Origin of the sequence: Treponema sp., from assembly GCF_024696245.1 — a bacterium.
Classification (GTDB): Bacteria; Spirochaetota; Spirochaetia; order Treponematales; family Treponemataceae; genus Treponema_D.
This window is the reverse complement of the sequence record NZ_JAILGZ010000006.1, coordinates 76,266-99,330: the sequence shown is the minus strand read 5'-3', so window position 1 is coordinate 99,330 and position 23,065 is coordinate 76,266. Positions and strand designations below refer to the sequence as shown.

Sequence of the window (23,065 nt, the reverse complement as noted above, 5' to 3'; positions counted from 1 at the left end):
TTGTAATGAATCAGATTCATATTTCATCCAGCCCTCATTTTACCCTGGGGTCTTCTACTCAGAAAATAATGCTGGCTGTCCTGATTGCCATGTTACCGGAAGTTATTTACGGAACATATATTTTTGGATTTCATGCCCTTGCTGTAGTTCTTGTTTCTGCTGCAGGCTGTGTAATTTTTGAAGGACTTTTTCAGCTGCTTACAAAACAGAAGCTGGTAATTTCCAACCTTTCCGCTGCAGTGTCAGGAGTTCTTCTTGCCCTGGTTCTGCCTCCATCAGCACCATTATGGATGGTTCTCTGCGGAGACCTGGTAGCTGTTGTAATTGCAAAGGGGCTTTTTGGTGGAATCGGAAGCAACGTATTTAACCCTGCCCTTACAGGAAGAGCTTTTCTTTTTATAAGCTTTCCTGCTGCAATGGGTTCAAGCTGGACAATGCCACAGGGACTTGATGCAGTCTCTTCTGCTACAGTTCTTGCCCAGATAAAATCAGGTGCCCTTGAAGCTCAGACAAGTGACTGGCTTGATTTCTTTATTGGAACAAAAGCCGGCTGTATTGGAGAAACTTCTGTTCTTCTTATACTTATTTCTTTTGTATTTCTTCTGGTAACAAAAATAATTGACTGGAGGGCACCTTTTGCCATGATCTTTACGGCAGCAGCTGCAACCTTCATTCATTCTTCAATTTCTGCATCCAGCCTTATTGCCGGAGGAAGGGATGTTCTTACAGCCCTTCTTACAGGAGGTCTGGCTTTTGGTGCAGTATTTATGGTAACTGATTACGCAACTACTCCTGTTACAAAACCAGGACGTCTTGTATTTGGTGCAGGATGCGGTCTTATTACTTTCCTTATAAGAAACTTCGGCGGTTATCCTGAAGGAGTTATGTTCAGCATCCTTATAATGAATGCAGTGGCACCTTTCCTTAACAATCTTACAGTAAGAATGTACGGCTACGGAAAAAAAGGTAACCGCAAGCCTGAAGTTAAAAAAATCGTACAAACCTTTGATCTTACAAGTGCCAGGGAGGAAGAAGTAAAATGAAAGAAAAAGACGGAATCCTTTCCATGATAAAGCTGGGGCTTATACTTGCAGTCTTTGCATCTGTATCATGTCTGGTACTTGCCCTGGTTAACAATGTAACAGCTCCTAAAATAAAACAGAATCAGATTGAAAAAATCAATTCTGCCATGAGGGAATTTTTTCCTGGAGAGGGATATACTTTTGAAGAAGTAAAGGATTTTAGTCCGGCTTCTAAAGGAACAATAAAAATCGAAAGCCTTTACCTTGCAAAGAAAAATGGAATTGTAGAAGGAGGTGCCGTTCAGGTAAGCGGTCCTACTTATGATACAGCTACAATTTTTGCAGGTGTAAAAAAAGACGGAAGCATACAGGGAATAAAATTCCTTAAGCTTACAGATTCACCTGGATTTGGACTTAAGGCAAATGATTCATCCTACACTCTGAGTAAAAGCAAAAAAACTTTTTACGGACAGTTTGAAGGAATGAATGCTTCTGATGGTTTTACCGTAAACAAAACTTTTGAAGCCATCAGCGGTGCTACAATTACCAGTGCAGGTATCGGTGCCTTACTGGAAGAAGGATGTAACTGTCTCCTTAAGGAGTTTGCAAAATGAACAGAAAATTACAGATACTTACAAATGGATTCGTAAAGGAAAATCCACTTCTTGTACTTAACATAGGTTTGTGCTCTTCCCTTGGTGTAACAACAAGTATTTTTAACGGACTGGGAATGGGCATGGGTATGCTCTTTGTTCTTATGATGAGTGAAATAGTAATCAGTCTTTTAAGAAAAAGCATTCCATCTTCCATAAGGCTTCCTGTTTTTATCATCATAATTGCAGCCTTTACAACTATTGTACAGCTTGTACTTAATGCCTATATGGAAAGTCTTTATGATGCCCTGGGAGTTTTTCTTCCACTTATAGTTGTAAACTGTATCATCATGGGTCGTGTTGAATCCTTTGCTTCAAAAAACAACACAGGAGATTCCATTCTTGATGCCCTGGGTATGGGGCTGGGCTATACAGCAGTTCTTCTTATTATTTCTTTTGCCAGGGAACTTTTAGGAGGGGGAACCCTTCTCTCAGGAACATCCTTTATGGTTACCATTCTTCCGGAAGAATATCGTTTTGGAATCTTTAACAGTGCTCCGGGAGGCTTTTTAGCTTTTGGTTTTCTTGGGGCCCTTGTTCAGTATTTTAAGAATCGTAAGGCAGCAAAGGAGGCAGGTAAATGAGTGACATGATTCAGCTTTTTATAAAATCAGCAATAGTTGATAATGTTGTTTTTATTCAGTATCTGGCAATTTGTCCTTTTATCGGTATGACTTCTGAAACAGGAAAAGCAACAGGTATGGGTCTGGCAACAACATTTGTAATTATGCTGGCAACAGCAGTAACCTGGCCTCTGTATAAATTTGTAATGATTCCTCTGGGACTGGAATTTCTTCAGACTCTCTTCTTTATTCTTGTAATTGCATCCCTGGTACAGCTGGTAGAATTCTACCTTAAAAAATCTGCACCTGGTCTTTACAGTTCCATGGGTGTTTACCTTGCCCTTATTACAACAAACTGTGCAGTTCTTGGTGTAACAATCAACTGTATTGGAAAAAACTACACTTACGGAGAAAGCATTGTATATGCCCTTGGTGCAGCTGCAGGCTTCCTTTTAAGTATGGTAATAATGAGCGGTGTAAGAAGCCGTATTAAAATTGCAAAAATTCCGGCAAGCTTTAAAGGAACTCCAATCCTTTATGTTGCCGCAGGTCTTCTTTCCCTTGCCTTCCTTGGCTTTAAGGGACTGATTAAATAGTTCAGGGAATATTCGAGGTTAAAATGAATACAGTTATTTATACAATCATTGTTGCTTTGTCCATCGGATTTCTTCTGGGACTTCTCCTTGGGCTTTTTAAGAAAATATTTGCAGTAAAAACTGATCCTAAGATCGAAGAGATAAGAAACTGTCTTCCTGGTGCAAACTGCGGTGGCTGCGGTTATGCAGGATGTGATTCTTTTGCTGCAGCTGTAGCAGCAGGTCAGGCTCCCGTAACAGGATGTGTTGCAGGTGGAGCTTCCTGTGCTGCAGGGCTGGCCAGAATCATGGGAGTTGAAACTTCTTCCATGACTCCTAAAGTTGCCCTTCTTGCCTGTCATGGTACTAAGGAATGTGCAGCTGACAAATGTACTTACGAAGGTGTTCAGACCTGTAAGGCCGCAGAACTTTCTGCCCACGGAACAAAAAAATGTGCTTTCGGCTGTATAGGTTTAGGAGACTGTGTTTCTGTATGTCAGTTTGGAGCCCTTACTATGGGAGAAGACGGTCTTCCACACGTAAACAGAGCTAAATGTACTGGATGCGGAATGTGTGTAAAAACCTGTCCTAAACATCTCTTTATTCTTATGAATGCAGATACAAAAGGAAGCGTTGCCTTATGTTCCTGTAAGTCAGACAACAAACCACAGATAAGAAAAGACTGCAGCAATGGCTGCTTCAAATGCGGAATGTGTGCAAGAAAATGTCCTGAAGGCTGTATTGATTTATCTTCAGGCATTCCTGTAATTGATTACAGCAAATGTACAAGCTGCGGTGAATGTATTAAAGCATGTCCGGATAAGGTTCTTCACCTTTTTCAGGAACTTTAATAATTAATATTTAACAATACGTCGAGTCAAGGCACGCTCACGCTTAAAGCCTTGACTTCGCCGTTTTGAGGGTTTTGTAATAAACCCTCAATAAATAAGGACTGCATTAATTATAAAATGCAGTCCTTTTTTTATGCCCTATATTTTTATTGAAAAATTTCCTTCTTGAATTTAAAATAGATGTAAAATATGAAAGCTATATCAAGAAAAGTTATCACCGCCATTATTATTGCAGCAATTTGTATCAGCACCATTAATCTTCTTATGGTAAGAAAGAATTTTTCATTTACAAATAAGGATACAGAAAAAAAAGAAAACAGAATTATTCTGGGCTTTTCCCAGATAGGTTCAGAAAGTGCCTGGAGAAGCAGAAATACTCAGTCTATCTTTGAAGCTGCAGAAGAAAATGATATACAGATCCTTTTTAAGGATGCCCAGCAGAAACAGGAAAATCAGCTTAAGGCTATAAGATCCTTTATAGTTTACCAGGTAGATGTAATTGCCTTTGTACCAATTGTAGAAGACGGATGGGACAATGTACTGGAAGATGCAAAAGATGCAGGAATACCTGTAATTCTTGTAGACAGGCATATTAATGCTGATCCCTCCCTTTACACAGCTTACATAGGTGAAAATGGAATTGAAGAAGGAAAAAAAGCCGCTGAATTTATATGCAGTAAATTTAAAAAGCCGGGACAATATACACCAGGAAAAACCGGTTCAAAAATATCAGATAAAAAAGAAATTAACATTCTGGAAATTTCCGGTACCAGTAATTCATCCGTAACGAAAGAAAGGGCCGGAGGCTTCAGGCAGGTACTTAAAGACAACAAAGGCTTTAATATTCTTTGCAGTCAGGACGGAGATTTTTTACGGTCCAGAGGAAAAGAAATCACTGAAAACCTTATTAAGTCTTCTTTAAATGACAAGGCCTTTAAAACCGACGGCTTATACTGGAATGGAATAAAAATAGATGCAGTTTATTCCCACAATGACTCCATGACTTTAGGCCTGCTGGATACTATTAAAAACTATGGCATTAATCTTGAATCAACAGTAATTGTAAGTATTGATGGGGAACAGCTTTGCATTGACGCCCTTAAGGAAGGAAAACTTAACTGCGTTGTAGAATGCAATCCAAACCTTGGTCCCATGCTTATGGAACTTGTAAAAAAAATATCTGTCAATGAAGCCATACAAAAAAATTCTTATATTGAAGAAAGCATTTTTACAGAAAACGATGACTTTTCTTTATATACTCCAAGAGGCTACTAATTGAAAAAAAGAAATCTAAAAAAAATCCTTCAGCAGTCATACCTTATCCTCCTGCTGATTACAGTTATTCCATCTGTATATTCCATTATTGTTTCTCAGATTCATACCCATAGTTACAATAAAATTATTTCCAATGTAAGTCAGGCTAATACAATTATTAATACAGCAGCTAACCAGCTTCCGGATGAACTTTGGGAAATCATCTGCGGTAAAAAAAAGTTTGAATACGGCATGCAGTACTTTATGATGGATGAGATTTCCAGAGGACTGCAGGATATGATTCCCCAGAGTCAGAGTAAAGAAAGCCGGGAAAAACTAAACGTAGCTCAAAGGGCAGAAGCAACACTTCTTAAAAACATAAATAACCTGAGCGAAAAAATGAAGTCAGGAAGCAGCGTAGAAGATAACGAAAGGGCCCTTGATGAAATAAGAACAATTACTAATCTTTTTTCTGACATCATGCAGGAATACATTGTTATTGAAATTGAATCAGGAAACAAAACAAATATTTCTTTCCGCAACTCATCAATTATTCTTACTATCATTCAAATTCTTATTACCATATCTGCAATCTTTATTTCAATTAAGAGTTACATCTCCATGTCTGATGCAATTCAAAGGCCTATTGCCAACATGGAAAAATTTTCCACTCAGGTAGCAGAAGGAGAACTTACAGCCAGAGTAGATATTCCAGATGTAGAGGAACTGGACAAGCTTGCATTAAACCTTAACACCATGACTGAACAGATAGATATCCTGATGAAAAAAAATCTTGAAGAACAAAAGAATTTTCAGAAGGCAGAGATGAAGGCCCTTCAGGCTCAGATTACCCCTCACTTTCTCTACAACACCTTTGACACAATTGTATGGCTGGCAGAAGAAGAAAAAACAGAAAAGGTTGTTAAACTTACAAAAGCCTTTTCCGAATTCCTTCGCATATCTTTAAGCCGGGGTCATGAATGGATTACAATTCAGCAGGAACTGGATCATATTAAAAACTACCTTACAATTCAAAAAATCCGGTACACTGATATCCTTAACTATTCTATTAATGCTGACCCGGAACTTTATAATTTTAAAATCATAAAATTAGTATTGCAGCCTCTTGTAGAAAATGCCATCTATCACGGAATAAAAAACAAACGGGGAAGAGGTGAACTTACTGTAAATGCCCGCTGGCTTGATGAAGAAAAAAAATTTATTCTTTTTGAAGTTGCGGATAACGGTGCAGGTTTTTCTCCGGAAAGACTGGAAGAAGTAAGCAGGGAACTTAATGAAGCAGAAAGTGATTCAGAAAAACTTTCTTCTGTATACGGAATGTATAACGTAAATAAAAAACTAAGGCTCTATTATGGAAGAAAAAATCGCGGACTTATGATAGAATCAGAAAAAAACAAAGGGTCAAAGATTTCTTTTATAATCCCATGTATCAGCGGAGATGAAAATGTATAGTGTATTTATAGTTGATGATGAACCAATCGTTCTTGACGGAATAAGATCCAGAATTGACTGGGAATCCAATGGCTTTACATTTGCAGGAGAAGCCGGTGACGGAGAAATTGCCCTCTCCATGATACATGAAATTAAACCTGACATTCTTATTACAGACATAAAGATGCCTTTTATGGACGGACTGCAGCTGGCAGAAGAAGTTAAAAAAAGCCAGCCCTGGATTAAAATAATTATTCTTTCAGGTCATGATGAATTTGATTATGCAAAAAAAGCAATTTCCATTGGCATTCAGGATTATGTACTTAAACCTTTTACTCCGGAAGAAATTCTTAACAGTCTTAACAAGGCAGCCTCAGAAATTGACAGGGAAAAAAAGCAGTATTCAGATATCAGCCGCATGAAGGAAGAACTTAAATCAAAAGAAAAACTTATTAAAAAAGAATTCCTTAATAATCTTGTTCACGGCTCTGCTGATTTAAATAATATCGTTCAAAAATGTGATGACTTAAAAATAAACCTGCTCTCCCGCTACTACAAGGTTCTTATCAGCAGGATAGACAGTCTTACCGGTAACCAGCAGAACCAGCAGGAAACCTGTTCCCTTATTAACTCCTATTCTTCCAGCTGGGATCAGGCTGAATGTTTTTTTCACCATACCAATCTTCTTGTATGTATTTTTAAAGGAAGCAGTCAGGAAGAACTTGAAGATAATGTTTTTAAGGCAGCAGAAAGCATAAGTCATATAACAGGAAAAAACTCTGACTGCGTGTGTCTTACGGCAATCGGTCTTACAGTAGAACATCTTTTTGACCTGAAAAAATCCTATGAAGATGCAAAGCAGATTCTTTCTTCAGAAAACGTTCAGTCAAAAAACAGAATCATCAGTTCAGATGACCTGCAGTCTGATAACAGCCAGATTCTTGAATTAAACGAAAATGATCCTTTTATTGACAGGCTTAAGTATGCAGGAAAAAATGAAATTGCAGCCATTATTGATGAATCAATGACTCTGGTAAGAAAAAACTCAGGACAGTTTAAAGTCTTTGCTTCCTACATTCTGGTTGACCTTATATTTGAAGTATCAAAGCTTATAGAAAGACTGGGGGGAGACATAAAGCAATTAAGACCGGAAATCATTTCCCGCAACTTTATTGACGAAGCTGTAGAAAACGAAGAAAAGCTTAGTTCCCATATGCAGGCTCTCCTTTACTTTGCCCTTGAATACAGGGATTCAAAAGTAACAGGAAAATATGCATCAGTAATTTTTAAGGCAAAAAAATACATTGAAGAAAACTATGCTGATCAGAATACTACACTAACCACTGTGGCTCAGGAAGTGGCAATGAGTCCAAATCACTTCAGCACAATTTTTTCTCAGGAGTGTAAGACAACATTTATCGAATACCTTACTGATGTAAGAATTGAAAATGCAAAAAAACTTATGAGGGAAACAGACATGAAGGGATATGACATAGCATACGAATGCGGCTTTAGTGATCCCCACTATTTCAGTTATATATTCAAAAAAAACACGGGGCTTTCACCCCGTGAATACAAGACATCAGTCAGCTGATTCTTTATTTAAGCTGCCATTGAACCAAGCTTCTTCTTTCTGTAAGAAAGGATAATGCTCTGAAGCAGAATAAAGAAACAAAGCATAAGTCCTGTAGTTATGCTCTGCCAGTAAGGTTCCTTTAAACCGGAAGCAACTACAATACTGCTGATAGTTTTAAGGGACATTACACCAAAGAGAGTTCCTATGATACTGCCTACTCCACCAGAAAGAAGGGTACCTCCAATAATTGAAGATGCAATAGCCTGCATTTCTGCCTGAGTAGCGTTGGAAGCATTTCCAGCTCCTGTATGAAGGAGATAAACAAATCCGGCAATTCCTGCAAGAAGGCCGCAAAGAAGATAGGCAAAGAACTGTGTACGTTTTACATTAATACCCAGCATAAGGGCACTTTCGCTGTTACCGCCAACTGCATAAAGATTACGTCCAAAACGTGTATACTTAAGGAGGAACCAGCAGACAATTACAACAGCGATAGTAATAAGTACACCAAGTTCAAGATAGGCTGGAATAAAGTTTCCGTTATTTGCATAGGATCCCAGGAATGGAATATCCACATAAAAATCCTTAAGCTTTATAAAAACTTCATTTGTAGCTGTACGTGGAACCTTGCTGACAATTGTAGTCATACCTCTTGTAAAGAACATACCTGCAAGTGTTACAATAAAAGGCTGAATCTTCAGATAGGCAACAAGGAAGCCCTGAACTGCACCAATAGCAAGACCAATGGCCAGGGCGATAAGGAGAGAAGAAAGTGGGCCTCCTGCATGATCTTCCATAAACACAACAGAAGCCATGGTAATAAGGGCAACACTTCCACCAACAGAAATATCAATTCCCCCGGTAATCATAACAATAGTAAGACCACAGGAAATAATAATCAGGTAAGCATTGTTGTTAAAAAGATTAAAGAACTGCTGAGGATTAAGAAAGCCGCCACCCCAGACAATCATTGCTAAAATATACATTGCAAAAAATGTACAGATAGTAATTGTAAGAAGAAGTGCTGTATTGGAAAGCGGATGCCTTTTTCCATTTTTTGCAAACAGATTTTTAATATTATCAGTAAATGCCATATTACTTTACCTCCGCTTTAACTGCAGAACCTCTTGCACTGGCAATACGATTCTTTAATTTTTTTAATGCATCTTTTACTACTGGTGAACCGATTACAACTATTGCAATGATTACGATTGCCTTGTAAGCCTTAACAGCTGTAGAAGAAACCTTCATTGCATAAAGGGTAATTGTAAGGGTCTGAATAATGTAGGCACCGATTATGGAACCTGCAAGCCTGAACTTACCGCCGCCAAGGGAGTTACCACCAATAGCAACTGCAAGAATGGCATCCATTTCTATATCAATAAGAATTGTCTCGTGATTGATAAGACCGATACGGCATACATTCATGGAACCTGCCATAGTTACACAAATACCAAGAATTACAAAAACCACAAGCTTCATGATAACAGGATCAATACCATTAAGTTTGGAAGCCTTTTCGTTAATACCTACAGCCTGAATATAAAGCCTTAAGTTTGTAAACTTCATAATGAGCATAATAAGTACAATAAAAAGTATTACAATAAGAATAGGACTTGGAACAGGAATCCCGGGAATAAAACTTCCAAGGTAACTGAGGTAATTGCTTTCTACGTTAGGAGTAGCACCACCATTAATCCAGTAAGCTATAGGACGACCTGCTGTAAAAAGAATAAGGGAAGCAATCATAGGCTGAATTCCAAAGCGGGCAATAAGAAGTCCGTTAAAAAGACAGAATACAATTGTTACAATACAGGCAAGTAAAAGACCACCTGCAATTACACCCGGTGTTATTGTTCCGGCACGAAGGACCTTAACAAAAACACTTCCGGCAATAGCTGCAACAGCACCGATGGAAATATCCTGTCCCCTTGTAGCTGCTGTAACCAGAGTCATTCCTATAGAAAGAATAACAAGTTCAGAAGCTCCGTTAAGAATACTTACCAGGTTACCTGTAAAAACAGAATTACCCAGGTTATTATGCTTAATGGAAATTGAAAAAAATTCCGGATCACGAATAAGATTAAAAACTACCAGAAGCAGCAGGGCAAACATTGGGATTGCCAGCTGGGACTGAGTAAACTTTTTAAACAGACTTAGACATTTATTTTTTGAAATCATCTTTTATCACTGCCTCCCGCGATTGTGCGCATTATAGTTTCCTGATTAAGGTCATCACCTGTAAGCTGACCTACAATCTTTCTGTCCCTCATAACTATAAGTCTTGAACAAACAGTAAGCATTTCCTGAATCTCAGAAGAAATAAATGTAACGCTTACACCCTGCTGGGCAAGTTTAAGAACCTGTTTTTGGATTTCGATTTTGGTTCCAACATCAATACCGCGGGTTGGTTCATCAAGAATAAGATACTTAGGATTTGTAAGAAGCCATCTGGCAAGAATTGCCTTCTGCTGATTACCACCTGAAAGTGCTTTTATAGGAGTCTCCTGGGATGCTGTTTTAATCTCAAGAAGTTTAATATATTCATCTGCCATTTTTTCTGCTTCAGCTTTAGAGAAAGGTTTAAAGAAACCTCTAAGAACCTGGAGAGCAAGAATGATGTTATCCCTTACAGAAAGATCCTGAATAATACCGTCGCCCTTTCTGTCTTCCGGAAGATAACCTATACCGTTCTTCATCGCATCAATAGGTCTGGTTATTTTTACATCCTTACCATTTATTTTTACTTTTCCGCCAGTTACCTGATCAGCTGCAAATATTGCCCTTACACTTTCACTACGGCCGGATCCCAGAAGTCCTGTAAATCCATTTACTTCTCCCCTGGCAATCTTAAAGTCATAAGGCCTTACACCTTCAGCACTGGACAATCCTTCTGCTTCATATACGTAATCGTTTTCTGCAGTAAGATTTTTCTTTTCATCCTTTAATTTGGAAATATCATCAAGGCTTTTACCCAGCATTGCAGAAATCAAATCTACTGCAGGCATATCCTTAATGGCATACTCACCAACAAGTTCACCATTTCTAAGAACAGTTATTCTATCACATACTTCGTAAACCTGTTCAAGGAAGTGGGTAATAAAAATAATACCTACTCCCCTGCACTTTAATTCCCTCATAAGGGCAAAAAGAAGTTCTACTTCCCTTTCATCAAGAGAAGAAGTTGGTTCATCAAGAATAAGAACCTTACAGTCCATATCAACTGCACGGGCTATTGCTACCATCTGCTGAACTGCAATGGAACAGGTACCCAGCTGCTGATTTGCACGGGCCGGAATATTAAGCTTTTCAAGAATTTCGTCTGCCTTTTTTTCCTGCTGTTTCCAGTTGATGAAATGATAGTTTCCACGGCCGATAAAAATATTTTCAGCCACAGTAAGATTTGGACAGAGGGTAATTTCCTGATAAACAGTACTTATGCCAAGATTCTGTGCATCCTGAGGAGAACGAATCTGAACTTCGTTTTCCATACCATCTAAATAAATGCAGCCTGAATCCTTAATATGAACACCGGTAAGAACTTTTACCAGAGTTGATTTACCTGCTCCGTTTTCCCCCATGAGAGCATGTATTTCGCCTTTGCGGAGGGTAAAATCTACATTATGAAGTGCACGCACTCCAGGAAACTCCTTGCAGATTCCCCTCATTGCCAGAACAACATTATCTTCCATCACTCACTTTCCACCTTTTTATCTCTTCTAAAAAAAAAGCGGCGTAAAATATGCAAGTGCACACCTTACGCCGCAAACCTTTTCATTACATCAGGTTTGCATATAGTCCGGAATTAGTCTCCAAGACCATATGTATCGATGTCAGCCTGTGTAATTGTTTTTGCATCAAATCCTTTTTCAGGATTGATGATTTTCTTTGAAGGAACGTTTCCGCTCTTAATCATTTCTTCAATAGCAGCAGCCTGGAATGGTGAACACTGTCCATCATAGTTCCAGTTACCCTTAAGAAGTTCACGAAGAGCCCACTTATTGCAGTCAAATCCCATGATGATTACGTCACCCTTAACACCGTGAGTGATACCTGCTTCATCAAGAGCTGCAACAGCACCCTTAGCCATACCGTCGTTTTCTGCATAGATTACGTTGAATTTTTCACCTGAGTTAATTACAGATTCAACAATTTTCTTTGCTTCTGCTTCGTCCCATGTAGCTGTCTGCTGAACAACTTTCTTCATTGTTCCCTTTGTAAATTCAGCTTCAAGAGCACCTGTACGTCCGATCTGAGCATCTGAACCCATAGCACCCTGGATGTGGATTACACGATATTCAGGAAGTTTCTGAGCTTTAAGCCATGCAACGGCTGTTTCACCTTCATTAGCCATATCAGAAACAACAGCAGCTTCATAAAGCTTTGCACTTACGTTAAGCATACGGTCAAAAAGGAATACCTTAATTCCTGCACGTTCAGCCTGTTTAAGAACTGAATCCCATCCGTCTGTTGCGGCAGCAGCAATAAGAAGATAGTCAACACCATCAGTAATAAACTGTGAAGCAGCATTGATCTGTTCATCGTTCTTAATGCTATAGAATGTTTTAACATCATAGCCTTTTTCTTTGGTGAAAACATTCTGGAAGTCAGCAACGTTAGCTGCACGATAACCAGATTCAGCAGGCGGGTTATTAATGATACCAATCTTAATGGCACCACCGGCCTTCTTGCCCTTGTTACAACCCATAAAACTTACGGCACAAAGTAATGCCATAGCAACAGCAATTAACTTTTTCATGGAAAATCCTCCTTTTTCCGACGATCTTTTAATGTAATTATAGTAAGTCCACATCAGGGCTTTTTGAATGTATTTTTTTTGGATTTTATTTTGACTTTTATTTTATTTTTTAGCCGGATGGGATTTTTTAAGGTATAAAAGTTGGAAAATTTCTTGAAAAGTTTAATTTTTTTACAATCCAACATCTTTTCTTACTTTTATTGCATACCATAGAAAATAAGAGTAAAATATAACCATTACCGCATAAGCGGATTTTTACTTTAGAGGAGATTTAATAAATGAACTTCATCTTTTTAGGACCACCGGGTGCCGGAAAGGGTACTCTTGCAGCACAGGTTGCAGAAGAATACGGCATTCCACAGATTTCAACAGGTGATATTTTCCGTGAAAACATCAAGAACCAGACAGAACTTGGTAAAAAAGTTAAGGCTATTATGGATGCCGGAGGACTGGTTAGCGATGAAGTTGTACTTGAAATCGTAGAAGACCGCCTTAAGAAAGATGACTGCAAAAATGGCTTTATTCTTGATGGTTTCCCACGCACAATTCCACAGGCAGAAGCTTTTGAAAAACTTGGAATTGACGTAAAGGTAGTAAATTTTGAAGTAAACAATGACCTTATCATTGCCCGTCTTTCAAACCGCCGTGTATGTAAAAACTGCAAGGCTAACTACAACGTTAAATTTATGCCTCCAAAGGTAGAAGGTAAATGCGACAAATGTGGCGGAGACCTCTTTACCCGTGAAGACGATAAACTTGAATCTATTACTAACCGTCTTGAAGTATACCGCAAGGAAACAGAACCCCTCATCGACTTCTACCGCAAACTGAACAAGATGACTGACATTGACAGTGCAAGGGATTCTCAGGAAGTTCTTGTTGATTTTAAGAAACTTTTCCCTGCAAAATAAAAAATAATAGATTTTCTAAATAAATATTCCACGCTTTATTTTTGTAAAGCGTGGATTTTTTTTGCCAAAAGTGTTATATTGTATCCTATGGCTAAACCAAAGACAGAGTTCGCATTAAATCAAAAAGTAGTTTACCCTAGTCAGGGTGTAGGAAAAATCACTGAAATTTTCAAAAGAGACTTTAAAGGTGAACAGGTTTATTTTTACAAGATATACCTTGAAGTTTCTGACATGATTGTTATGGTACCGGCAGAAAAAGCTGCCTCTTTAGGTATCCGTGCCATCGTTTCTGCAAAAGAAGCTCAGGAAGCACTGGACCTTATCAGCGAAGAATTTGAAACACCAACTTCTGACTGGAAGCTGCGCTATCAGATGAACCTTGACCTTCTTAAAAAGGGAACAGTAAAGGACATTGCTTCTATTGTAAGATGCCTTTATCACCGTTCTAAGGTTAAGGAACTCCCAATTCTTGAACGCAAGCTTTATGACAATGCAAAAAAACTTCTTGAAGACGAGATTTCTGATGCAATGAAGATTTCCGTTAAAGAAGTAGAAGATATGCTTCATGCAAAGCTTGAACCTCTTGGTGCAAAAATTGAAAAGAAACCTGTATATTCAGATGACGACGAAGACGACGAAGATGAATTTGCAGAAGAAAACAACAACTCAAGAGATTCAGACGACGATGATGATGACGAGGATGATTAATTGTCATCTCCTTTAGTACTTGTCTTAACGGCAGCCGGTTCCTCTACAAGAATGGGGACCGGCAAAAAAAAAGAATACCTTCCTTTAGGCAGTTCCACAGTTCTGGCAGAAGGATTAAAAACCTTCCTTAAAGCTGCCCCTTTTAATCTGATTATCATTACAGTACCAGAAAATAAAGAAGAAGAAGCAAAGCAGGCCCTTTTCTGTGATCCACAGGTAGAAGACCTCCTTAAAGCGTCTTCTTCCAGACTACTTTTATGCCAGGGCTCTGATACAAGACAAAAGTCAGTATTTAAAGCCCTTATCGCTGCCAGGGAAAACCTTACAGAGGAAGAACTTTCCTTAAACCCTCTGGTACTTATTCATGACGGTGCAAGACCATTTGTAACAAAAGAAATCATACAGGACACTATTGCCGCAGTTAAAGAATACAAGGCTGCAGCTCCAGGCATTACCCCTTCTGATACCCAGAAAGAAGTAGCCCCTGACATGACCATAACAAGGCACCTTGTAAGAAGCTGCCTTACAGCAATTCAGACACCACAGGGCTTTTTACTTAATTCCCTTATTAAATGTCATAAAAAGGCCTCACAAATTAATAAGGAATATACAGACGACACGGAAATATGGGATGCTTTTCCTGAATTAACAGGAGGCAGCCATGTTCATCTTGTTAAGGGAAACCCCTGCAATATAAAAATAACTTATCCCCAGGACCTTAAGGAAAAGAAAATGATAAGGGTTGGACTTGGAACAGACCTTCATAAACTTGTAGAAGGCCGCAGACTGATGATTGGAGGAATAGAGATTCCTTCTACAAAAGGAGAACTTGGACATTCTGATGGTGACGTACTCCTTCATGCAGTAACAGATGCCCTTCTTGGTGCAGCAGGAATGGGTGATATAGGTTCATACTTTCCACCGGAAGAAGCAAAGTGGAAGGACGCTGACTCTGCCCTTCTCTTAAAAAAAGTCTGGGATGACATACAAAAGGCCGGCTGGTCTTTAGGAAACCTTGACTGTGTAATAGAACTGGAAAGCCCTAAATTCCTTCCCTGGAGAAGTAAGGTAATAGAAAGCATAGCAGGTATTTTAAAAACAGAAAGCTGCCGGGTATTCGTTAAGGCTAAAACCAACGAAAAACTCGACAGCGTTGGAAAAGGAGATGCAGTAAAGGCTTACTGCACCTGTCTTTTAGAAAAATAAGCTTTGTTAATAATTATCATTCATTAACAAAGCTTATTTATAAATCTAGTCTTCAAGCTGAAGGATAAGGGAAACTTCTGATTTAGTAAGATTAAGTTTCTTTGCAATCTGAAGTTCTGTCCATCCGGAAGCTTTAAGGGACTTAACAGTGTTACGGGTTTCCGGAGTAACGGAATCTGTATCACCACCACCCTTCTGAACTTCACGCTTAGCCATTTCCTGAAGTATCTTAATTTCTTTCTGAGTATTAGAAGCAGCACGAAGAATCTTTTCTTCTGAAGCAGCAATTGCACCCTTTTCTGAAGTAAGCTTGCTGTAGCGTTCATCGATTTCGTTAAGGACATTATCCAGGCTTGCAACCTTTCCAATGGCATCATTAATCTTACCGCTGCTCTTCATAATCTTTTCTATATCACCCTGTACCTTTTCAATGGCAATAGGGAGCTGGTCCGTTCTGTGACTGCATTCCTGAAGACGCTGTTCAAGTTCCTTGATATTTTCAAAGGACTGGTCAACTTCTTCTGCAACACGGTCAATGGCAGTACCCTTCTTTTCAAGGCGGTCATACTTAGTCTGGATGCCTGCAAGAGTCTCCTGGAACTTTCTGACTTCTGCCTGCATATTGGTAAGGTTGTCACTGGTTGAGTTAAGGTCAAGAATCTTGCTGTCCATGGCATCACTAATAGCCATAAGCTTGGAGAACTTGGAATCAAGGTCATTTATACGGGCTCTGTCACCGGCAAATGAATTGATTCTTGAGTTAACGTCAGAGCTGAGCTTATTAAGTTCTGTAACACGAACATTAAGGTCATTAATCTTTTCGTCATAATCCTTTACTTCTGAAAGCTGGGACTTAAGGTCTGTAATTGCCTCATCCAGCTGCTTTTTAAGAACATCAGCCTTATCAAATACGCCGGTTTCTGCAGTAAACTTGGCAATTCCCTGGTTAATGCCGTCAATCTTAAGCTGAAGGTTATTTGTATCCTGGTTAAGCTTTTCAATAATTGCACGGTAAGCCTTCTTGTATTCATCAGAAGTAGCCTTAACTTCGCCACGGATTTCCTTCATCTGCTTTTCATTGTCTGCATTCTGATCAGAAACAAACTTGCGGGAAGAAGTAACAAGACTGTCAAAGTCATCCTTAAGCTGAGCCATGATTTCCCTGGTGTCATTCTGAACTTTTTCTACATCAGCAAAAATCTTTTCGTTTTCCCTGCGGGACTTATCCTCAAGTTCCTTAAGGTCAGAAGCAAACTGTCCGTCTGCATCATCAAACTGAGCCTGAATACGCTGCTTCCATACATTAAATTCCTGCATTGCAGCATCTATGGCAGCATTCTGATTTTCCTGACGGCTTTCTGCATCACGCTGGAACTGTACAAGTTTTTCTGTAAGTTCCTTTTCGTTCTTTTCAAGCTGAGCCTGAACCTTACTGTTGTAGGATTCAGTTTCTGCCTTAAGGTATTCATCAGCCTTCTGAGTTGTATCCTTAAGTTCATTTCTGTAACTTTCTATAAATTCGTGAAGCTTCTGGTTTACAGTATTAATCTGTTCCTGAATTACTGACTGTCCTGACATAATGGAAGTCTGGAATTTCTGTTCCTGTTCAGAAGTCTTTGCCTGAATTTCTGCAAGCTTTTTCTTTAAGCTGTCAGTATATTTAACTTCAAGGTCACGGCGGTGCTTTTCATATTCATCTGTAAATACTGCAAGCTGTCCGTCAAAATTATTTTTCCATGAAGCAAGCTGGTCCTGAACTTCGTCTTCCCTCTTTTTAATGTTAACAATAAAGTCATCTTCAAAGAGCTTAAGACGGGCACTGACATTGGAATAAGATTTTTTCTTAAGTTCATCTATTGCCTGTTCAACACCACTAAGTTCACCCTTAAGGTTTTCAATTCTGTTCTTTACAGCTGATTCAAAATCGGCCTGCTGTCTGTTAACAGAGGCTGCATATTTATCCAGGTCTGTAACAACTTTTTTCTGAGCTGAATCCATAAGCTTGCGGAGGGCGCCTTCCAGTTTATCTGCATCGGCACCTGTAGCATTAAGCTGCTTAAAGCGGTATTCCATTTCCCTCTTATACATATCAAGCTGCTTATCAAGACCGGAAAGAAACTTTGTCTGTTTAATATCGTAGTCAGCTGCAATCTTTTTCATTGCATCGCTAAGCTCACCGTCAAAATCAGAAAGCTGCTTCTTTACTGCATCATTAAAGTTGTTAAGGCGTTCAGTACCTTCTTCTGTTTCCCTGGCAATACGAAGGGCTGTTTCTTCTGATCTGTTTCTTGCATCTTCAAAAGAAGTCTGCATGGCAGTGATTGTAGATTCAACTTCTGTCCTGACACTTTCAGATTTTTCTTCAAGTTCAGAAAGTCTTGCAGTAATAGAAGCCTGCATTTCGTCTACAAGCTTCTGTACGCTGCCCTTATATTTATCAAGATTAGCTGAACTTATGGCATTGTACTTTTCATAAGCGGCATTTTCGTCACTGACAACCTTTGCCACAGCTGTTTCAAATACATTGTCATAACGTTCCTTAAGCTGCTCTGCCTGAGAAAGGATTGCAGCCTGAACTGCATGAAGCTTTTCTGTATTACCCTTGGTTTCTGCACCAAGACGGTCTGCTGTCTTACGGGTTTCGTCATAAGACTTGGTAATTTCTTCCTGAAGGGAATCAAGGTTTTTATTGGCACTGGTAATAACAGCTTCCGTGCGTTCCTTAACCTGAGCTTCCATGTTGTTAAGATGATTTGTAAGGTCAGCAATCTTTTCTTTAAATCCTGCTTCTGAATCTGCAGCATTCTGATTGATTTCCTTGTGAAGGGCTGTTGTCCTTGTTTTAAGGGCTTCAGTAACGGAAGCAATCTTTTCGTTAAAGGCAGCCACAAGTGCCTGAGTCTTCTGTTTAACACTTGCATCTGCACCGGCTGTTGTTTCCTTTACGCTTTCTGCAGCTTCCTTAAGTTTCTGCTGGTATTCATTTTCAAATTCCTTGATTTTCTCATCAAAGGAAGCATTAAGCTTTTTAACAACTTCACTTACGCTGGATTTAATAAGGGTAGTCTTGTCTTCCACTTCCCTGTCCATGGATTCTGTTTTGGAAAGAACGGAATTTTCAAGTTCTGCAGCCTTCTGGTTAAGGGCACTTTCAAGGGCTGTAGTTCTGGAAGTAAGGTTTTCTTCAAGAGCACGGGTCTTTTCTTCTACAGAAGCTTCAAGACCGGAAGTTCTTTCATTTACGGAGAGTTCAATACCTGATGTTTTTTCATTAACTGAATCTTCAAGAGCCTGAACCCTGGCTTCAAAATCAGCCTGAAGGCTTTGAGTTTTTTCCGTTATAAAGTTTTCCAGGGCTGTTGTCTTAGAAGATACTTCACTTTCAAACTTGCCGGACTTATCGTTAAATTCATTTTCGATCTTATCCGTTCTTGTAGTAATTGCTTCTTCAAGGGCAGCTGTCTTTGAAACAAGGTCATCTTCAAGAGACTGGGTACGTTCTATAAGGCTTGTTTCAAATCCGGAAGTTTTGTCATGGAGCATGTTTTCAAGATTAGTAAGACGTTCTTCAAACATCTCGTTAAGGGCATCTGCTTTAGAAGAAAAATTATCTTCTATATTCTTTGTGTGATCCTTATAAAGGGAATCCAGTGTAGAAGTCTGTTCATAAATCTTGTCTTCAACAGAAGAAACCTTTGCTTCAAGTTTTTCTGTAAGTTCACTGCTGCGGCTTTCCAGGCTTGAAGTAAGGTAAGCAATCTTATCCTTAAATTCCTGTTCAAAAGCAGCTGACTGTTCTTCCATGGAATCTTCAAACTTTTTGGTAACGTCCTGAATGTCTTTCTGGGTATTCTGGATTTTAGAATCAATAATTGCAGTTACCTGTTTAGTCTGTACGTCTACTTCATGGCGGCATTCATCAAAGCGCTTCTGGGAATCTGCACTAAGCTTTTTAAATGCTTCATCTTCCAGGCTGCGGGCTTTTTCTGCAGCACCATTGTAAGCATTTTTTATATCTGTCTGAATCTTTGCCATAAGTTCCTTACTTTCTGCAAGGGCCTTTGATGTAGAGGCATTAATGTTGTCTGCAATAGTATCGTACTGATCAAGAAGGTTGGAACCGATAACCTTAAGCTGCTCTGAGTTTTTTGCAGCAAATTCCTTTGTAATTGAAGGAATCTTTTTTTCTATTGTTTCTACAGTTTTCTGCTGCAGGTTAAGCCTTTCGTTAAGTTTATCAACAATACCGGCTTCTTTCTTTACCCTCTGCAGGTTCTGCTCAACAGCTGCAGTCATTTCCATAAGGTTCTTAATTACCATTTCATAGGAATTAATTTTTTCGTAAATCTTTTCTACTTCCGTAACCGGTTTTTTAAGATCCCTAGTTGCACTGATACATTCGTCAAACTGCTGCTGAAGTTTTTTTACAACAGCCTTAGATTCAATATTTTTTGTATCCAGCTGAAGGGCGTATCCGTTTATTTCTTTTTCTTTTTCTTTAAGGATTTCTTCAAGTTCCGCAAGACGGCGGTCAGTATAGCGCTTTACCTTTTCCATTGAGTTCTGATTCTTATCTTTCTGATGCAAAGCAAGCGCAATACCAGCAGAAATCGCAACTGATACAATAATAGCGATAATAGTCATATTCCCACCCGAATAATACTTTTGTCTAGTTTAACACAATGTTTTTCAATTGGCGATAGCTTTTAAACGAAAAATCGGCTTCTTTAAGTTTAAGGTTAAAAAGACGCCTGATACCGGATAAAATGTAGGCACTTTTCATTCCGGCATTTTTTGCACCTTCAATGTCATATTTACGGCTGTTTCCTACATACAGAATCTCCTGGGGCTTTAGATTGAGTTTTTGGGCAAGGATTCCAAAAGGATATTTTGAAGGCTTAAGGGCACCGCTTTCTTCTGAACCTATGCAAACGTCACATAAATCCCTGATTCCCCAGATATCTTCCTTCTGTTCAGGAGGAAAATCAGAAAGTATTCCTATTTTAAGGCCTGCATCCTTCATTGCCTTTATGGATTCGTAAACATGAGGGTAAGGCTTAATTTTTCTAAAAAAGGGAGTAAGTCCGTCATAGCTGATTTTCTTTATTTCTTTTTTAGCATCTGCAGGAGAAAGTCCTGCTATGGCAGCATAAAGCCTGGCCTGGTACTCAAAAAAGTCTCCCAGAGGGGCTGTATGATGCATCTTATGTCTTACCTTATTGAATTTATAGTAAAAAGAAAAATGGCTAAAAAAATAGAACGGCATCCGGATAAAAAGTTTCCAGGTTGGATAAAGAGTTCCGTCTATATCAAATGCAACAGCTTTAATTCCTTCTATCATTGTCTTCCTTATATTTATTTTTATATTAATATTTTATTTTACTTCTATAGTATAGTCAAAAGATGCTGTACCTGATTCTCCTGATGGATCAGCACTAAAAAGCCAGGTAGAAAGCTCTGCCCTTATGGCATCCTGTACGGCAGCAGGCAGGAGGGAAGAAGGCCTGATTGCTATATCAGAAGAAGGAACACGTCCGTTCCCTAAAACCTTAAAGGTAATTGTTACTACACGGGTATTATCAATTAACTTTGCCACATCTTCATCAAGATAGATTACAGGCTTTGAAGGCTGAAGCAGCTGTCTTGCTACTCCTCCTACAAGAATAGTAACCTTTCCGCCTTCTGAGCCGGTCTTAATGTTTGTACGGCTGGAAATACCATCTGCAACAGTAGTTGAATATTTATTCATATTCATTCCGCTTAAAGCGCTGGAAGTAGAAGAAGATGTACTTTTATTTACAGTCTTTCCGTCACTGGACCTGGATGTTGAAGGTGTATTTGACTTACTGTTAGAAGCCTTAGCTGCACTTCCTGAAAGGGAACTGGAAGCTGTTGCCGTTTTTGAAGAAGAAGCAGAAGAAGTTGATTCCGTGTATTCAAAATCATCATCACTATATGAAGAGGATTTTTTTGGAGCATTCATCTGTTCCTGAGCAAGTTCTTCTACACTTTTTTTATACTTCCTTGTTACAGTTGGAGCAGGAGTTTGGGTTACAGGAGCTTTTGTAGAAGCTTTGGCTGAGGTAGAAGAAGAGGCTTTTGAAGAAGCTTTTGAAGGTGAAGAAGCCTGAGCCTTTTTAGTCTGGCTCTGAGTCTTTGCTTTAGCCGGAGCCTGTGCCGGGGCTGGAGGAGCCTTCTCTGTAACTGCTTCCTCAACAACTTCCTGTGCAGAGGATGGTGCACTGGCATTAGATGAAGAAGCAGAGGCTGCATCTGATTCGTCCGCAGTCTGAGGCTTATCATTTAAAGTCTTTTCCAGTGGAGCCAGAGATACTTTTATTGTCTTAAAGATTTCTCTCTTCTGGGGTGCCTGAATCATCAGTCCAAGTATTATAAGGACTGCACAAATTGCAGCAGTCATTACAGTACTAAAGATGTTCCCCCTGTTTTCTATTGCTGTCATTTATCTTACGTCTGTTGTCCTTAAACTAACGGAAGTAAAACCGTTAATTCTTATGGCGTCAAAAATCTTTACGATTGTACCGTTAGTTACCTTTTCATCAGCCTGAATGGAAACAGGATATGTCTCCTTTGTAAAGTTTCCAAGTTCAACCTGTCCAAGCTGGGTCTGTAAAAGTTCCATGGAAGATTCACTTTCGTTAAACCAGATTTTTCCATCTTCTTCTACAGTAATATTTACACCGCTTATATCAGTTCCCTGAGAAGTTTTACTTTCCGGAAGATTAAGGGTAATTCCCGGAAGGTTGGCAAAAGTTGTAGATACAAGGAAAAAGAGGATTAACTGAAAGATAACATCCAGCATAGGAGACAAATCTACTCCTGACGATGGTTTTGGTCTTTTAGTTATGCGCATGTCAGATATCCTTTCCTAAAATACGGAACATAACCTGGGTTACATTTGATTCCATGTCACGGATTCTGTGGTTAACCTGGCTGTTAAAATAATTGTGGAATACAATTGCAGGAATAGCTACAACAAGTCCGGCAACTGTAGTTACAAGAGCTTCTGCTATGGCACCTGCCAAAACTGCAGGATCACCCATAGAGCCGCCGTTTCCAAGAACACCAAAGGCCTTAATGTTACCTGTTACGGTTCCAAGAAGTCCCAGAAGTGTAGAAATATTTGAAATTGTTCCAAGAGCCGAAAGGAAATGTTCAAACTGCTGAACTACACTGTCCATTTTAGTCTGTACTGCTTCCTTAAGGTTTACTTCATCAAGACGGCGGCTGTTAATTGCCATTCTGATTACTTCTGCACATGGTGTGTCAGCCTGAATACAATCAGCTTCTGCTGTTGAATAATCATGGCCTTCAAGATCATCAAGAATCGACTTCATAAGTTTTTCATCCCTTTTTTTAAGGGTAATAAAATAATGAAGTCTTTCAATAATGATAAAAAGAGCAATTACTCCGCAAAGTACAATAGGAATAATAAGTGGTCCACCGCTTTTTAATGTTTCTAACATAATTTACATCCTTAGTTTATATTTTTATGTGACTGCCGTTAAAATCCT

20 protein-coding genes are annotated in these 23,065 nt (G+C 39.0%); 11 read left to right on the top strand and 9 right to left on the bottom strand.

Annotated elements, in window-relative coordinates; all coding sequences use genetic code 11:
• Nucleotides 1-5: 5 nt before the first annotated feature.
• The 8 genes from K6D58_RS00570 to K6D58_RS00535 all read left to right on the top strand — a co-directional run bounded on the left by K6D58_RS00570 (nt 6) and on the right by K6D58_RS00535 (nt 7,964).
• On the top strand, nt 6-1,043 hold the full coding sequence (locus tag K6D58_RS00570; RefSeq protein WP_296826477.1) for an RnfABCDGE type electron transport complex subunit D: 1,038 nt from the start codon (nt 6-8) through the stop codon (nt 1,041-1,043).
• Complete coding sequence (locus tag K6D58_RS00565) at nt 1,040-1,636, top strand: RnfABCDGE type electron transport complex subunit G (RefSeq protein ID WP_296826475.1); 597 nt, start codon at nt 1,040-1,042, stop codon at nt 1,634-1,636. The genes K6D58_RS00570 and K6D58_RS00565 overlap by 4 nt, the downstream gene beginning before the upstream one ends.
• On the top strand, nt 1,633-2,259 hold the full coding sequence (rsxE, locus tag K6D58_RS00560; protein WP_296826473.1) for an electron transport complex subunit RsxE: 627 nt from the start codon (nt 1,633-1,635) through the stop codon (nt 2,257-2,259). Before K6D58_RS00565 ends, rsxE begins: the two co-directional genes overlap by 4 nt.
• Nucleotides 2,256-2,834 carry an electron transport complex protein RnfA gene (locus tag K6D58_RS00555; RefSeq protein ID WP_296826471.1) on the top strand — a complete coding sequence of 193 codons (579 nt, stop codon included), beginning with the start codon at nt 2,256-2,258 and terminating at the stop codon, nt 2,832-2,834. Before rsxE ends, K6D58_RS00555 begins: the two co-directional genes overlap by 4 nt.
• 23 nt (nt 2,835-2,857) lie before the next feature.
• Complete coding sequence (locus K6D58_RS00550) at nt 2,858-3,664, top strand: RnfABCDGE type electron transport complex subunit B (RefSeq protein ID WP_296826469.1); 807 nt, start codon at nt 2,858-2,860, stop codon at nt 3,662-3,664.
• A gap of 189 nt (nt 3,665-3,853) precedes the next feature.
• Complete coding sequence (locus K6D58_RS00545; RefSeq protein ID WP_296826467.1) at nt 3,854-4,939, top strand: ABC transporter substrate-binding protein; 1,086 nt, start codon at nt 3,854-3,856, stop codon at nt 4,937-4,939.
• Nucleotides 4,940-6,391: a sensor histidine kinase gene (locus K6D58_RS00540; RefSeq protein WP_296826465.1), complete on the top strand. Its 1,452-nt coding sequence runs from the start codon at nt 4,940-4,942 to the stop codon at nt 6,389-6,391.
• A complete protein-coding gene (locus K6D58_RS00535) occupies nt 6,384-7,964 on the top strand; it encodes a response regulator (protein ID WP_296826463.1) in 1,581 nt (526 codons plus the stop codon). The genes K6D58_RS00540 and K6D58_RS00535 overlap by 8 nt, the downstream gene beginning before the upstream one ends.
• A gap of 8 nt (nt 7,965-7,972) precedes the next feature.
• Here the strand turns inward: K6D58_RS00535 and K6D58_RS00530 are convergent, their stop codons facing one another.
• The 4 genes from K6D58_RS00530 to K6D58_RS00515 form a co-directional block, all read right to left on the bottom strand.
• Nucleotides 7,973-9,040, bottom strand: a complete 1,068-nt coding sequence (locus K6D58_RS00530; RefSeq protein ID WP_296826461.1) for an ABC transporter permease — start codon at nt 9,038-9,040, stop codon at nt 7,973-7,975.
• 1 nt (nt 9,041) lies between these two features.
• Nucleotides 9,042-10,127: an ABC transporter permease gene (locus K6D58_RS00525; RefSeq protein ID WP_296826459.1), complete on the bottom strand. Its 1,086-nt coding sequence runs from the start codon at nt 10,125-10,127 to the stop codon at nt 9,042-9,044.
• The gene (locus K6D58_RS00520; RefSeq protein ID WP_296826457.1) at nt 10,124-11,638 is read right to left on the bottom strand and encodes a sugar ABC transporter ATP-binding protein; all 1,515 of its coding nucleotides are present in this window, start codon (nt 11,636-11,638) and stop codon (nt 10,124-10,126) included. The genes K6D58_RS00525 and K6D58_RS00520 overlap by 4 nt, the downstream gene beginning before the upstream one ends.
• Before the next feature lie 113 nt (nt 11,639-11,751).
• The gene (locus K6D58_RS00515; protein WP_296826455.1) at nt 11,752-12,705 is read right to left on the bottom strand and encodes a substrate-binding domain-containing protein; all 954 of its coding nucleotides are present in this window, start codon (nt 12,703-12,705) and stop codon (nt 11,752-11,754) included.
• 278 nt (nt 12,706-12,983) lie between these two features.
• Here K6D58_RS00515 and K6D58_RS00510 point away from each other — a divergent pair, with 278 nt between their 5' ends.
• The 3 genes from K6D58_RS00510 (at nt 12,984) to ispF (ending at nt 15,530) form a co-directional block, all read left to right on the top strand.
• A complete protein-coding gene (locus K6D58_RS00510; RefSeq protein ID WP_296826453.1) occupies nt 12,984-13,616 on the top strand; it encodes an adenylate kinase in 633 nt (210 codons plus the stop codon).
• An 87-nt stretch (nt 13,617-13,703) separates the two neighbouring features.
• Nucleotides 13,704-14,324: a CarD family transcriptional regulator gene (locus K6D58_RS00505; protein WP_296826451.1), complete on the top strand. Its 621-nt coding sequence runs from the start codon at nt 13,704-13,706 to the stop codon at nt 14,322-14,324.
• Nucleotides 14,325-15,530: a 2-C-methyl-D-erythritol 2,4-cyclodiphosphate synthase gene (gene ispF, locus K6D58_RS00500; RefSeq protein WP_296826449.1), complete on the top strand. Its 1,206-nt coding sequence runs from the start codon at nt 14,325-14,327 to the stop codon at nt 15,528-15,530.
• Between the two features lie 45 nt (nt 15,531-15,575).
• Here the strand turns inward: ispF and K6D58_RS00495 are convergent, their stop codons facing one another.
• From K6D58_RS00495 to K6D58_RS00475, 5 genes are read right to left on the bottom strand one after another with little or no spacing between them, the layout of a single operon-like run.
• Nucleotides 15,576-20,174, bottom strand: a complete 4,599-nt coding sequence (locus tag K6D58_RS00495; RefSeq protein WP_296826447.1) for a SpiroCoCo family coiled-coil protein — start codon at nt 20,172-20,174, stop codon at nt 15,576-15,578.
• Between the two features lie 25 nt (nt 20,175-20,199).
• Nucleotides 20,200-20,871: an HAD family hydrolase gene (locus K6D58_RS00490; protein ID WP_296826445.1), complete on the bottom strand. Its 672-nt coding sequence runs from the start codon at nt 20,869-20,871 to the stop codon at nt 20,200-20,202.
• 33 nt (nt 20,872-20,904) lie between these two features.
• On the bottom strand, nt 20,905-21,993 hold the full coding sequence (locus K6D58_RS00485) for a hypothetical protein (protein WP_296826443.1): 1,089 nt from the start codon (nt 21,991-21,993) through the stop codon (nt 20,905-20,907).
• Nucleotides 21,994-22,404, bottom strand: coding sequence for an ExbD/TolR family protein (locus K6D58_RS00480; RefSeq protein WP_296826441.1), 411 nt, complete (start codon nt 22,402-22,404; stop codon nt 21,994-21,996).
• Nucleotide 22,405: 1 nt separating this feature from the next.
• A complete protein-coding gene (locus K6D58_RS00475; protein ID WP_296826439.1) occupies nt 22,406-23,017 on the bottom strand; it encodes a MotA/TolQ/ExbB proton channel family protein in 612 nt (203 codons plus the stop codon).
• Nucleotides 23,018-23,065: the final 48 nt, after the last annotated feature.